The organism is Micromonospora marina (assembly GCF_900091565.1).
Lineage (GTDB): Bacteria > Actinomycetota > Actinomycetes > Mycobacteriales > Micromonosporaceae > Micromonospora > Micromonospora marina.
The window spans coordinates 45,407-59,967 of record NZ_FMCV01000016.1 but is presented as its reverse complement, the minus strand read 5'-3'; the positions used below and the strand labels follow the sequence as shown (position 1 = coordinate 59,967).

General features: G+C 74.9%; 2 protein-coding genes. Both read right to left on the bottom strand.

The genetic code is table 11. From position 1 onward, the window contains the following. Nucleotides 1–24 precede the first annotated feature (24 nt). Nucleotides 25–9,513, bottom strand: a complete 9,489-nt coding sequence (locus GA0070215_RS18575) for a type I polyketide synthase (RefSeq protein WP_091047939.1) — start codon at nucleotides 9,511–9,513, stop codon at nucleotides 25–27. A gap of 46 nt (nucleotides 9,514–9,559) precedes the next feature. After that, nucleotides 9,560–14,554: a type I polyketide synthase gene (locus GA0070215_RS18570; RefSeq protein WP_091047936.1), complete on the bottom strand. Its 4,995-nt coding sequence runs from the start codon at nucleotides 14,552–14,554 to the stop codon at nucleotides 9,560–9,562. Nucleotides 14,555–14,561: the final 7 nt, after the last annotated feature.

The following is a 14,561-nucleotide window of genomic DNA, read 5'->3' as shown; positions in this document are numbered from 1 at the left end:
GGGCGCTCCTCAGGGCCGGCCGGGTCACGAGTCGGAGCCTTCCAGGGCCATCCGGACCAGGCCGGCGACGTCGAGTTCGCGGATCTGGTTCTCGGATGCGGGCGACGTGACCGGGACGGCGGACGCCACGGCCGGCGCGCCGGCACTCGTGCGGGCCAGCTCGAGCAGCGGGTCGAGCAGGCCCGCCTGCCGCAGCTCGTCGAGCGGGATCGCGGCGAGGGCCCGGCGCACGGACTCCTCGTCGCCGTCGCCGTCCCCCGCACCGTCCGCGAAGAGCTGCTCGTACAGGTGGCCGGCCAGGCCGTCCGGGGTCGGGTAGTCGAAGACGACTGTGGTGGGCAGGTCGTGCCCGGTCGCCGCGGCGAGCAGGTTGCGCAGCTCCACGGCAGTGAGCGAGTCGAAGCCGAGGTCCAGGAAACCCCGGTCGGTCTCGATCGCGTCAGCGGAGGTGTGGCCGAGCACCTTCGCCGCGTCGACCCGCACCATCTCCAGCAGTGCGGCCCGCCGCTCGTCGTCCGGCAGCGCCCGCAGCCCGGCGAGCAGGTCCCGGGCACCGGGCGCGACCGCCTCCGGCGCCTCGGCGGGGGCGGCGGCCAGCCCGCGTACGGCCGGCAGGTCGGCCAGCAGCGGACTGGGCCGCAGCGAGGTGAACAGCGGCTGGAAGGTGGCCCAGTCGACGTCGGCGACGGTGACACAGCTGTCGCCGACCGCCAGGGCGTGCCGCAGCCCGGCCATCGCCACGCCGGGCGGCATCACCCGGAGGCCGCGGCGACGCAGTTGCTCCGCCGCACCCTCGGTGTACATGCCCGATTCGGTCCACGGTCCCCAGGCGATGGAGGTGGCCGCCCGGCCCCGGCCGCGTCGCCGCTCGGCGAGCGCGTCCAGGTAGGCGTTACCGGCCGCGTACGCGCCCTGTCCGCCGCTGCCCCACACCGCCGAGATGGACGAGAAGAGCACGAACGCGTCCAGTTCGGCGTCGCCGAGCAGCTCGTCGAGGTGTTCGGCGCCGCAGACCTTCGGGGCGATGACGTACGCCAGGTCCTCCAGGGTGGTGTCGGCCAGCGGCACCACCTCGCTGACCCCCGCGGCGTGCACCACCGCGCGCAGCGGCGGCCCCTCCCGCCGGAGATCGGCCAGGAGGTCGGTCACGGCGGCGCGGTCGGCGGCGTCACAGCGGACCACCCGGCAGTCCACGCCGAGCCCGGCCAGCTCGGAGATCAGCTCGGCGGCGCCCGGGGTGCCGGTCCCCCGCCGGCTGGTCAGCACCACCCGTTGCGCGCCCTCGGCGGCCACCCAGCGGGCCACGTGCCCACCGAGCGCACCGGCGCCTCCGGTGATCAGCACCGTGTCCCGGGGCTGCCACGGCGTGGGCTCCCAGTCGGTGGTGGTGGCCGGTACGAGCCGCCGCACCAGCACCCCGGACTCGCGGACGGCGATCTGGTCCTCCACGCCGCCGCCGGTGAGGATGCCGCCGAGACGCATCGCCGTCCACGGCTCCAGGTCAGTGGGCAGGTCGACCAGCCCGGCCCAGCGGGCGGGCTGCTCCAGCGCGGCCACCCGGCCCAGGCCCCACAGCATCGCCTGCCGCGGGTTGGCCGGGGCGTCGCCGTCGCCGAGGCCGACCGCGCCCTGGGTGACGCACCAGAGCCGGACCGAGGTGTCGAGGTCGACGAGCTGCTGGATCAGGTGCACGGTCGCGGCGAGGCCGCGCGGCAGCGCCGGGTGCTCGGCGTGCGGGGCGTCGTCCAGGCCGAGGAAGGACAGGATCGACAGCGGCCCGTCGCCCGCGCCGAACGCCTCGGTGAGCACGTCGGCGAACCCGCCGCACAGCTCCTCGGAGTCGGCGGCGGTGTCCACGGGCACGATGCTCACCTCGGCACCCAGGGCCCAGGTGCAGGATTGCAGGTCGGGGTCGTCCGCCCGGTCGGCGGGTAGCAGCACCAGCCACCGGCCGGGGTCCTGCTCCTGCGAGGTCTCCGCGACGGGCTCCCAGACCGCCCGATATCGGGTGCCATCGACCAGGGCCTGCTCCCGGCCGCGCCGGCGCCACGCCGACAGGGCGGGCAGCACGGTGCCGAACGGCTGGTCGCGGTGCACGTCGAGGTCGCGGGCCAGCGACTCCAGGTCCTCGGCCTCGACCGCGGCCCAGAAGCGGCGCTCGACCTCGGTGGCCTCGTCGGCGGCCACGAGGGCGGCCCAGGGCGGCGGCTCCGGCCAGTAGCGCTGCCGGTCGAACGCGTAGGTGGGCAGCTCGACCCGCTGGGCGCCGGTACCGGCGTAGAGGGCGGACCAGTCCGGGGAGACGCCGTGGGTGTGCAGCGCGGCGAGCGCGCGCAGCAGGGTGGTCGGCTCGGCGCGGTCCCGGCGCAGGGCGGGCACCACCAGTGGGGCCCGACCGCCGGCCGGGGCCTCGGCCAGGACGGCCTGGGCGAGCGCGGTGAGCACCCCGTCCGGGCCGATCTCGACGTAGCCGGTGACGTTGCGCTCGCGCAGTGCCACGACGGCGTCGGCGAAGCGGACCGCCTCGCGGGCGTGGCGCACCCAGTAGCCGGGCGCGCCGATCTCCGCCGCGTCGACCGGCGCGCCGGTGACGGTGGAGACCATCGGGATGCTCGGAGCCGCGTACCGCAGCCGTCCGGCGACGGCGGCGAGGTCGTCGAGCACCGGATCCATCAGCGGACTGTGGAACGCGTGGCTGACCGCCAGGCGCCGGACCCGGACACCCCGGGCGGCCCACTCGGCGGCCAGTTCCTCGACGGCGTCGCCGGCCCCGGACACCACGACCGCGGCGGGGCCGTTGACGGCCGCGACGGAGACCCGGTCGGCCCGCTCGCCGAGCGTGGCGGTCACCTCGGCCTCGGTGGCGGCGACGGCGAGCATCGCCCCCCCGGCCGGCAGCGCCTGCATCAGCCGGCCCCGGGCGGCGACCAGCTCGGCGGCGTCGGCCAGGGAGAGCACGTCGGCGGCGTGGGCGGCGGCGATCTCGCCGATCGAGTGCCCGGCGACGGCGTCGGGGCGGACCCCCCACGCCTCGAACAGCCGGAACAGCGCCACCTCCACGGCGAACAGCGCCGGCTGGGTGAACTCGGTGCGGTCCAGCGCCTCGGCCCCGGGCGTGCCGGGCTCGGCGAAGAGCAGTGGCTTGAGCGGGCGGGGCAGGTGCGCGTCGAGGGCGGCGCAGGCCTCGTCCAGGGCGGCGGCGAAGACGGGGAACGCCTCGGCCAGCTCGCGACCCATCCCGGCCCGCTGGGCGCCCTGCCCCGAGAACAGGTACGCCACCTTCGGCCGGGGCACCGCCACGCCGGTGACCACCAGCGGCGCGTCCTCGCCGGCACCGAGGGCGCGCAGCCCGGCGCCCAGCGCGATCCGGTCGGTGGCCAGCACGACGGCCCGGTGTTCCAGGGCGGCCCGGGCGACGGCCGACGACCAGCCGACGTCGACCGTACGTGGCTCCTCCAGCCCGGTGAGCTGCTCGGACCAGCGCTGCGCCTGGGCGGCCAGCGCGAACCCCGAACGGCCGGACAGCAGCACCGGCACCACCGGCAGCCGCTCCGGGTCACCCGCCGGCTGCTCGGCTTCGACCGGCTCCGGGGCCTGCTCCAGGATGGTGTGCGCGTTGGTGCCGCTGATACCGAACGAGGAGACGGCGGCACGGCGCGGGTGGTCGGTGACCGGCCACGGGCGGCCCTCGCCGAGCAGTTCGACCGCGCCGACGCTCCAGTCCACCTGGTCGGTCGGCTCGTCGACGTGCAGGGTCTGCGGCAGGTAGCCGTGCCGCAGCGCCAGCACCATCTTGATGATCCCGGCGACACCGGCGGCGGCCTGGGTGTGACCGATGTTCGACTTGATCGAGCCGAGCCAGAGCGGCTGCTCGGCGGGCCGCTCCCGGCCGTACGTGGCGAGCAGGGCCTGCGCCTCGATCGGGTCGCCGAGCTTCGTGCCGGTGCCGTGCGCCTCGACGGCGTCCACATCGGCCGGGGCGAGGCCGGCGTTGGCGAGCGCCTGCCTAATCACCCGCTGCTGCGACGGCCCGTTCGGGGCGGTGAGGCCGTTGGAAGCGCCGTCCTGGTTGACGGCGCTGCCCCGGATGACCGCGAGCACTGGGTGACCGTTGCGGCGGGCGTCGGAGAGCCGCTCGACGAGCAGCAGACCGAGGCCCTCGCCCCAGCCGGTGCCGTCGGCGGCGGAGGCGAACGCCTTGACCCGGCTGTCCGGGGCGAGGCCCCGCTGCCGGCTGAAGCCGACGAACACCCCGGGGGTGGACATGACGGTGACGCCGCCGACCAGGGCGAGGGAGCACTCCGAGCGGCGCAGCGCCTGGCAGGCCCAGTGCAGCGCGACCAGCGACGACGAGCAGGCGGTGTCGACCGAGACGGCGGGCCCCTCCAGCCCGAGGGTGTACGACACCCGGCCCGACAGGACGCTGCCGGCGTTGCCGGTCATCAGATGCCCCTCGGCGCCCTCGGCGCTGAACATCAGGTTGCGGTAGTCCTGGTAGTTGGTGCCGACGAATACGCCGGTGGCGCTGCCGCGCAGCGTGTGCGGGTCGATCCCGGCCCGCTCGACCGCCTCCCAGGACGCCTCCAGCAACAGCCGCTGCTGCGGGTCCATGGCGAGGGCCTCGCGGGGGCTGATGCCGAAGAAGCCGGCGTCGAAGTCGGTGGCGCCGGTGACGAAGCCGCCCTCGCGGGCGTAGCTGGTGCCCTCCTTTTCCGGGTCGGAGTCGAAGAGCCGGTCCAGGTCCCAGCCCCGGTCGGTGGGGAACTCCCCGATGGCGTCGCCGCCGGCGGCCAGGAGCTGCCACAGTTGCTCCGGGGTGTCCGCCCCGCCGGGCAGGCGGCAGCTCATCGCCACGATGGCGATCGGGTCGTCGTCCTCGGCCGCGGCGGCCGGGGCGGAGGTGGTCGCGTCGGGGACGATCCCGGTGAGCAGTTCGCCGAGGTGCGCGGCGAGCACCGTCGGGTTCGGATAGTCGAAGGCGAGCGTGGCGGGCAGCCGCAGGTCGGTGGCGGCGGCCAGGAAGTTGCGCATGTCGACTGCCGTCAGCGAATCCAGGCCGAGGTCGCGGAAGGGCTGGGTGGCCGGGATGTCGTCGGCGGCGCCGTAGCCGAGGGCCGTCGCCGCGCACTGCCGCACCAGCTCCAGCAGTGTCGCCGTGCGCTCCCCCGGCGCGAGCGCGGCGAGCCGCCGGGCGAGGGCCGATGGTAGGCCCGTCCCCTCCTCGGCGGCCTCCTGCCCGGCCGGCTGCGTCGCCTCCTGGGCCTCGGCGAGGTCGCCGATCAGCGGGCTGGGCCGCACCAGGGTGAACGCGGGGGCGAAACGGGACCAGTCGATGTCGGCGACGACCGTGGTGGGCTCGTCGCGGCGCAGTGCCCGGGCGAGGGCCTCGACGGCCAGTTCCGGGTCCATGCCGATCATGCCGCCCCGACGCAGCCGTTCCTGGGCGCGTTCGTTCTCGGCGGGTAGGCCGGCCCCGCGCCAGGCGCCCCAGGCCACCGAGAGGGCTGGCAGTCCCTCGGCCCGGCGCCGCTCGGCGAGGGCGTCGAGGAAGGCGTTGGCCGCCCCGTACGCGCCCTGCCCGGCGTTGCCGGTGGTTCCGGCCACCGAGGAGAAGAGCACGAAGGCGTCCAGGTCGAGGTCGCGGGTCAGCTCGTCCAGGTGCAGCGCGGCGACGCACTTCGGCGCGGCGACGGTGTGCAGGCGCTGCGCGGTGACGGTGTCGACGATACCGTCGTCGAGGACGGCGGCGGTGTGCAGCACGGCGCTCAGCGGGGCGTCGGCGGGAACGGCGGCGAGCAGGTCGGCCACCTGTGCCCGGTCGGCGACGTCGCAGCGGGCCACTGTGACCCGTACGCCGAGGCCGGTCAGCTCCGCCTCCAGCTCGGCGGCGCCCGGGGCGTCCGGGCCGCGCCGGCTGGCCAGCAGGACGTGTGCGGCGCCGCAGTGGCCCGCCCACCGGGCCAGATGCCCGCCCAGTCCGCCGGTGCCACCGGTGATCAGCACGGTGCCGTGCATCCGCCGGGTGTCGTCCGCGTCGCCGGAGTCGGCCGGCTCGGGTTCGGTGATCCGGGTGAGGCGGCGGACGAAGACGCCGGAGGCGCGGACGGCGAGCTGGTCCTCGCCCCGGCCGGACCGCTCCGCGCCGTCGTCGCCGAAGGCGTCCTCGCCACCGCTGGCGCCGAGCGCCGCGCAGAGCAGCGCGCCGGCCTGCGCGTCGAGCACGTCGGGCAGGTCGAGCAGGCCGCCCCAGCGGGCGGGGTGTTCCAGCGCGACGGCGCGGCCGAGCCCCCAGACGGAGGCGGCGGCGGGGCGCGGCGCCGGGTCGTCGGCGCAGGCCACGACGGCTCCCCGGGTGGCGCACCACAGTGGCGCCTCGACGCCGAGCAGCGCGAGCGCCTGCACCAGCAGGGCGGTGCCCGAGACGGCCAGCGAGGTGGCCGGGTGCTCCGGGTGCGCCCGCTCGTCCAGGCCCAGCAGCGAGAGCACGGCGACGGGTCCGTCCGGGCCGGTGAGCGCGGCGCTCAGCCGCTCGGCGAGCGCCGCCGGGTCGTGGGTGACGTCCAGCTCCACCGGGACGACGTCCGCGCCGAAGTTGCGGAGGGCCGACAGCACGTCGGTGACCAGCGGGTCGTCGCCCAGCGCCGCGGGCACCGGCACGAGCCAGGTGCCGGCGAGCCAGGTCAGCGGCAGGTCGGGCAGGGCCTGCCAGGTGACCCGGTAGCGCCAGCGGTCGATGTCCGGGGCGGCGTCGGCCGCGGTGCGGAAGAGCGGCGGCGCGGGCCAGTACCGGTGGTGGTCGAAGGCGTACGTGGGCAGGTCGACGGTGGCCGTGGCGGGCAGCACCCTCGTCAGGTCGACGGGCAGGCCGACGGCGTACGCGGTGGCGAGGTTGGTCAGCAGCCGGGTCGCGTCGTCGTCACCACGACGCAGACTGCCGATGGTGTGCCCGCGCACACCGGCGTCGTCGAGGATCGCGGTGACCGGCATCGCCAGCACCGGATGCGGGCTGATCTCGACGAGCGTGGTGTGCCCGGCGGCCACAGCCGTCCGCACGGCCGCGTCGAAGAGCACGGTCCGCCGCAGGTTGTCATACCAGTAGTCAGCGGTCATCACCGCCGGATCCACCCAGTCCCCGGTGAGAGTGGACACGAGCCGGGTATGACCGGCCTGCGGACTGACACCGGCCAGGTCCGCCCGAAGCTGCTCGGCGACCTCCTGCACCGCGGGCGAGTGCGACGCGTAGTCCACGGGGATCAGCCGGGCACGAACACCCTCGGCCCCGCACGCCCGCACGAGGTCGGCGACGTGCTCCGGCGGACCCGACACCACGACGGTGGACGGGCCGTTGACCGCCGCGATCCCGACACCTGGAAACGCGGGCAGCCGCTCGGTCACCGCCTCGGCCGACAGGTCCACCGACGCCATCGTCCCGGTACCCCGCAGCACCGCCAGCGCACGCGACCGCAACGCCACCGTCTTCGCCGCGTCCTCCAGGCTCAGAATGCCCGCCACACACGCCGCACCGATCTCACCCTGCGAGTGACCGATCACCGCGTCCGGAACCACACCCGCCGCACGCCACACCGCCGCCAGAGCGACACCGACGGCCCACAGCACCGGCTGCACCACCTCGACCCGGTCCAGCCACGACTCGTCCTCGCCCGTGAGCACCGACACGAGATCCACATCGAGATGCGGCGCCAACGCCCGCCGGCACTCCGCCAGGCACTCGTCGAACACCGGCGTACGACCGACCAGCCCCGCCGCCATCCGCGCCGACTGCGCACCCTGACCCGGAAACACGAAGACCGGGCCCGCACCCGGACTCGACGCCACTCCCGTGACCACGTTCCCCGCCGGCTGACCAGCAGCGAAGGCATCCAGCCCGGCAAGCAACCCCTCGACGGACGACCCGACGACAACGACGCGATGATCGAAGGTCGACCGGGTAGCCGCCAACGACCAACCCACCTCCACCGGATCGAGCCCGCCCCGCTCACGCACGTGCCGCGCAAGCCGGCCAACCTGACCGGCCAACGCCGTCCCCGACCGCGCCGACACCGGCCAGACCACCACATCCGAAGCGACCAAGCCCGCCCCACGCCCACACGCACCCGACTCGACCAGCTCGGCCGACTGCTCGATGATCACGTGAGCGTTGGTGCCGGAGATGCCGAACGAGGAGACGGCGCCCCGGCGTACCCGGCCCGTCTCGGGCCACGGGCGTGCCTCCGTCACCAGTTCCACCGCGCCGGCCGTCCAGTCGACGTGCGGGGAGGGCGCGTCGACGTGCAGCGTCGCCGGCACGAGGCCGTGCCGGATGGCGAGCACCAGCTTGATCACGCCGGCCACGCCCGCTGCGGCCTGGGCATGGCCGATGTTCGACTTCACCGAGCCGAGCAGCAGTGGCGGGGCCTCGCCACGGTCCTGCCCGTACGTGGCGATCAGCGCCTGTGCCTCGATCGGGTCGCCCAGCCTGGTGCCGGTGCCGTGCGCCTCCACCACGTCGACGTCGGCGGTGGAGAGCCGGGCGGAGGTGAGGGCCTGGCTGATGACCCGCTGCTGGGCCGGCCCGTTGGGCGCGGTCAGCCCGTTCGACGCGCCGTCCTGGTTGACGGCGGTGCCGCGGACCACGCCCAGGACGCGGTGGCCGTTGCGGCGGGCGTCCGACAGCCGCTCGACCAGCAGCCAGCCGACCCCCTCGGAGAAACCGGCGCCGTCGGCGGCGGCGGCGAACGACCGGCAGCGCCCGTCGGTGGAGAGTGCGCGCTGCCGGCTCGATCCGATGTAGAGCCCCGGGGTGGCCATCACGGTCACCCCGCCGGCCAGCGCCAGGTCGCACTCCCCCGCCCGCAGCGCCTGCACGGCGAGGTGCAGCGCCACCAGCGACGACGAGCAGGCCGTGTCGATGGAGACGGCCGGTCCTTCGAGCCCGAGGGCGTACGACACCCGGCCCGACGCGACGGCCGCCGCGCCCCCGGTCATCGAGTGCCCCTCGTCGCCGTCGGGCGACATCATCAGCAGGGTGCCGTAGTCCTGCCCGTTGGTGCCGACGAACACCCCGGTCCGGCTGCCCCGCAGCGAGGCGGGATCGATGCCGGCGGCCTCTACCGCCTCCCAGGAGGTCTCCAGCAGCAGCCGCTGCTGGGGGTCCATGGTCAGCGCCTCGCGCGGCGAGATGCCGAAGAAGGCGGAGTCGAAGTCGCCGGCCCCGTCGACGAACCCGCCCTCCCGGGCGTACGAGGTGCCCGGGTGGTCGGGGTCGGGGTGGTAGAGACGCTCCAGATCCCAGCCCCGGTCGTCGGGGAAGGGCGCGACGGCGTCCCGGCCGTCCCGCAACAGCTCCCACAGGTCGTCGGGATTGCGCACCCCGCCCGGCAACCGGCAGCTCATCGCCACGATAGCCACCGGCTCCAGTTCCTGGGACTGGGCCTCGCTGAGTCGGCGGCGGGTGTCGTGGAGATCAGCCATGACCCGCTTGAGGTAGTCGCGGAGCTTGTCTTCGTTGGCCATCGGAGTGCCGCTTCCTCGAAAGAGACGGGAGAGAGCTGGAGCTGGGTCAGGAGATGCCGAGGTCCTTGTCCACCATCGCGAACAGTTCGTCGTCGGTGGCGTCGTCGAGGTGCCGGCCGACGTCGGCGCCACCGCTGTCCTGGCCGAGCCGGGAGAGCATTGCCTGCAGGCGTACGGTGGCCCGCACCCGGGCCGCCTCGTCCCGGGCGACCACGTCGAGGCCCTCGGCGATCCGGTCCAGATCGTGGAGGAGCGCGTTCGGGGTGACCACGTCCTCGTGGGCGACCTCGGCGTAGAGGTACTCCGCCAGCGTCGTCGGGGTCGGGTAGTCGAAGACCAGGGTGACCGGGAGGGCCACGGCGGTGGCCGCGCCGAGCCGGTTACGCAGCTCGACGGCGGTGACGGAGTCGAAGCCCAGCTCCCGGAACGCCCGATGCTCGTCCACGGAGTCGGCGGACGGGTAGTTGAGCACGGCGGCGACCTGGCCACGGACCAGGCCGAGCAGCACGGCGAACCGCTCGGCGGCGGGCAGCCCGGCGAGCCGCTCCTGCAACGACTCCGGGCCGTCGCCGGCCTGCACGCTGCCCATCTCCTCGGCGGCGGCGAGCCGCCGGACGTCCGGCAGGTCACTGATCAGCGGACCGGGCCGGGTGGCGGTGAACGCGACGGAGAACCGTTCCCAGGCGATGTCGGCGATGGTGAGGAACGCCTCGCCATGGTCCACGGCCTGGTGCAGCGCGGTGATCGCCGCCTCCGGGGTCATCTCGGGTACGCCGTGGCGGTGCAGCAGCTCGCCGAGCGGCCCGGCGGCCATACCGCCGCCGGCCCACGCCCCCCAGGCGACGGAGGTGGCGGTGAGGCCGAGGCCGCGACGGTGCTGCGCGAGCGCGTCGAGGAAGGCGTTGCTCGGGGCGTAGTTGCCGACGCCGGAGCTGGCCACGCTGCCGGCGAAGGACGAGAACATGACGAATGCGGACAGCTCGTGGTCGAGGGTCAGCTCGTGCAGGTTGTACGCGACGTCGACCTTGGCCTGCAGCACCCGCTCGATCTGCTCGGGCCGGATGTCGTTGATCATGGCGTCGTCGAGGACGGCGGAGGCGTGCACGACCGCGGTGAGCGGGTACTCGGCGGGGATCGCGTCGATCAGCTCGGCCAGGGCGTCGCGGTCGGAGGCGTCGCACTCGACCACTGTGGCCTGGGCGCCCAGCGCGGTGAGCTCGTCGACGAGCTGCTGCGCGCCGGGCGCGGCCATGCCCCGCCGGCTGACGACGACGATGTTCTCCACACCACTGCGGGCCAGCCAGCGGGCGGCGTGCCCACCGAGCGCGCCGGTGCCGCCGGTGACGAGCGCCGTGCCGTACGGCTGCCACGGGTTGGCGGGCTGACTGTCGCCGAGCGGGACGCGGGTGAGCCGGCGGGCGAGCAGGCCACTCGGGCGTACCGCGATCTGGTCCTCGTCCCCGGCGGTGGTGAGGGCCGCCACCAGCAGGTCGGCACAGCGGTCCTCCACGGCCTCGGGCAGGTCCACGAGGCCGCCCCAGCGCTGCGGGTGCTCCAGCGCGGCGACCCGGCCGAAGCCCCAGACCAGCGACTGCGCCGGGGAGCGCAACAGGTCGGCCATGCCTACCGACGCGGCGCCGGAGGTGACGCTCCACATCGGCGCGCTCAGGCCGATGTCGCCGAGGGCCTGGAAGAGCGCGACGGTGGCGGCGAAGCCGCCGGGCACGGACGGGTACAGCGGGTGGGCCAGCTCGTCGAAGGCGAGCAGCGAGACCACGCCGGCGACGTCGGCGGTGGCGTCGCCGCCCGGTGCGCCGGCGAGCGCCTCCTGCAGCAACTTGCCGAACTGGTCGCGGTCGACGTCGGGCGTGGAGACGGCCACCGGCACCAGCGTCGCGCCGGCCGTCGCGATCGCCTCGACGCAGGCGTCCTGCCAGGGCTCGATGATGTCGCCGGTCGGCATGACCACGACCCAGGTGCCGTCCATGCCCCGGTTGGCGACGCCGGTCAGGGGCTTCCAGGTGTCCTGGTAGCGCCAACTGTCGATGTCGGCCTGCCGGCGCCGCTGCCGGCGCCAGGAGGTGAGCATCGGCAGGGCCGGCAGCAGCGCGTCGAGAACCTCGTGTGCCGGGGTCTCCTCGGTGGCGATGGTCTCGGCGAGGGCCGTGACGTCCCCGCTCTCGACGGCGGCCCAGAAGCCCGCGTCGCCCGGGTCGCCGCTCATGCCCGACAGCAGGCTCTCCAGGCCGGGCCCGCCGCTGCCGTCGAGCCAGAACCGCTGGTGGTCGAAGGCGTACGTGGGCAGCGGCGTGACCTCGGTCTCGGCGAGGACTTCCGCCAGGTCGACGGGCAGGCCGACGGCGTACGCGGTGGCGAGGTTGGTCAGCAGCCGGGTCGCGTCGTCGTCGCCCCGGCGCAGGCTGCCCAGGGTGTGCCCGCTCGCACCGGTGTCGTCGAGGATCGCGGTGACCGGCATCGCCAGCACCGGATGCGGGCTGACCTCGACGAACGTGGTGTGCCCGGCGGCGACCGCCGTCCGGACGGCGGCGTCGAACTGCACGGTCTGCCGCAGGTTGTCGTACCAGTGCTCCGCGCCCATGGTGAGCGGGTCCGCCCACTCGCCCGTGAGGGTGGAGACCAGCCGGGTGTGGCCGGTCTGCGGGGTGACGCCGGCCAGGTCCGCGCGGAGCTGCTCGGCCACCTGCTGCACGGCCTCGGAGTGCGACGCGTAGTCCACGGGGATCAGCCGGGCGCGGACGCCCTGCGCCTGGCACGCCTGCACGAGGTCGGCCACGGGCTGCGGCGGGCCGGACACCACGACGGTGGACGGCCCGTTGACGGCCGCGACACCGACACCCGGGAAGGCGGGCAGGCGCTCGGTGACCGCGTCGGCCGACAGGTCGATCGACGCCATCGTCCCGGTCCCCCGCAGCACCGTCAGCGCCCGCGACCGCAACGCCACTGCCTTCGCAGCGTCCTCCAGGCTCAGGATCCCGGCGACACAGGCCGCGCCGATCTCGCCCTGCGAGTGACCGATCACCGCGTCCGGGACGACGCCCGCCGCGCGCCACACGGCCGCCAGGGCGATGCCGACGGCCCACAGCACGGGCTGCACGACCTCGACCCGCTCCAGCCACGACTCGTCGTCACCGGTCAACACCGCGACGAGGTCCACGTCGAGATACGGCGCCAGGGCCCGCTGGCACTCGGCCAGCTTCGCGTCGAACACCGGCGTACGACCGACGAGCCCGGCCGCCATCCGCGCCGACTGCGCCCCCTGACCCGGGAACACGAAGACGGGACCTGCGCCGGGGCTGGTGACCGTACCGGTGACGAGGTTCCCGGCCGGCTGGCCGGCGGCGAGGGCGTCCAGCCCGGCCAGCAGCTCGTCGGCGGTCGACCCGACGACGGCGGCACGGTGGTCGAACGTCGAGCGGGTGGTGGCCAGTGACCAGCCGACCGCCGCCGGATCGATCTCGCCGCGCCTGCGCAGGAAGTCCGCGAGCCGGGCCGCCTGCCCGCCCAGGGCGGTCCTCGACCGGGCCGACACCGGCCAGAGGGTCACGTCCGAGGCGACCAGGCCCGGCCGGCGCGCGGGCTCGACCGCGCCGGTGCCGTCCGCCTGCCCGCCGTCGACGGTCGCCGCCTCGGCGACGCGCGGGCGGTACTCCTCCAGGATGACGTGGGCGTTGGTGCCGCTGACCCCGAAGGAGGAGACGCCGCCGCGGCGCGGCCGGTCCAGTTCCGGCCACGGCTTGGACTCGGTGAGCAGGGAGACCGCCCCGGCCGTCCAGTCCACGTGCGGGGACGGCTCGTCGATGTGCAGGGTCTCCGGCATCACCCCGCTACGCAGCGCCATCACCATCTTGACCAGCCCGGCGACGCCGGCGGCGCTCTGGGTGTGGCCGATGTTCGACTTCACCGAGCCGAGCCACAGCGGACGGTCGGCCGGGCGGTCCTGCCCGTACGTGGCGATGAGCGCCTGCGCCTCGATCGGGTCGCCGAGGGTGGTGCCGGTGCCGTGCGCCTCGACCATGTCGACGTCGGCGGAGCCGAGCCGGGCGTTGGCGAGGGCCTGGCGGATGACCCGCTGCTGAGAGGGGCCGTTGGGGGCGGTGAGCCCGTTGGAGGCGCCGTCCTGGTTGAGGGCGCTGCCCCGGATCACGGCGAGGACCGGGTGACCGTTGCGTTCGGCGTCGGCCAGCCGCTCCACGACGAGCACGCCGCCGCCCTCGCCCCAGCCGGTGCCGTCCGCGCCGGCCGCGAAGGCCCGGCACCGGCCGTCGACGGACATGCCGCGCTGCCGGGAGAAGACGACGAACACGCCGGGAGTGACCATGACGGTGACGCCACCGGCGATGGCCAGGTCGCACTCGCCGCGGCGCAGGGCGTTCACGGCGAGGTGCAGGGCCACCAGCGAGGAGGAGCAGGCGGTGTCCACGGTGACGGCCGGGCCGTTGAGGCCGAGGGTGAACGAGATCCGGCCGGACGCCACGCTCGTGGTGTTGCCGGTGCCGATGTACATGTCGACGCCCTCGGGCACGTTCGGCAGACCCATGCCGTAGTTCGAGGTGCTCAGCCCGACGAAGACACCGGTGGAGCTGCCGCGCAGCGACAGCGGGTCGATGCCGGCCCGCTCGACGGCCTCCCAGGACGTCTCCAGCAGCAACCGCTGCTGCGGGTCCATGGCGAGGGCCTCACGCGGCGAGATCCCGAACAGGGACGGGTCGAAGTCACCGGCGCCGTCGAGGAACCCGCCGATGCGGGTGTAGCTCTTACCCGGCTTGTTCGGGTCGGGGTCGTAGAGCGCCTCCAGGTCCCAGCCCCGGTCGTCCGGGAACTCGGTGAGCGCGTCCCGGCCGTCGGCGACAAGCTCCCACAGGTCCTCCGGCGACCGCACCCCACCCGGGAAGCGGCAGCTCATCGAGACGATGGCCAGGGGTTCCTGGTCGCGGGCCTCGACGGTCTGCAGCTTGCGCCTGGTGTCGTGCAGGTCGGCTGTCACCCGCTTCAGGAAGTACCGCAGCTTGTCGTCACTCATCGGTTGG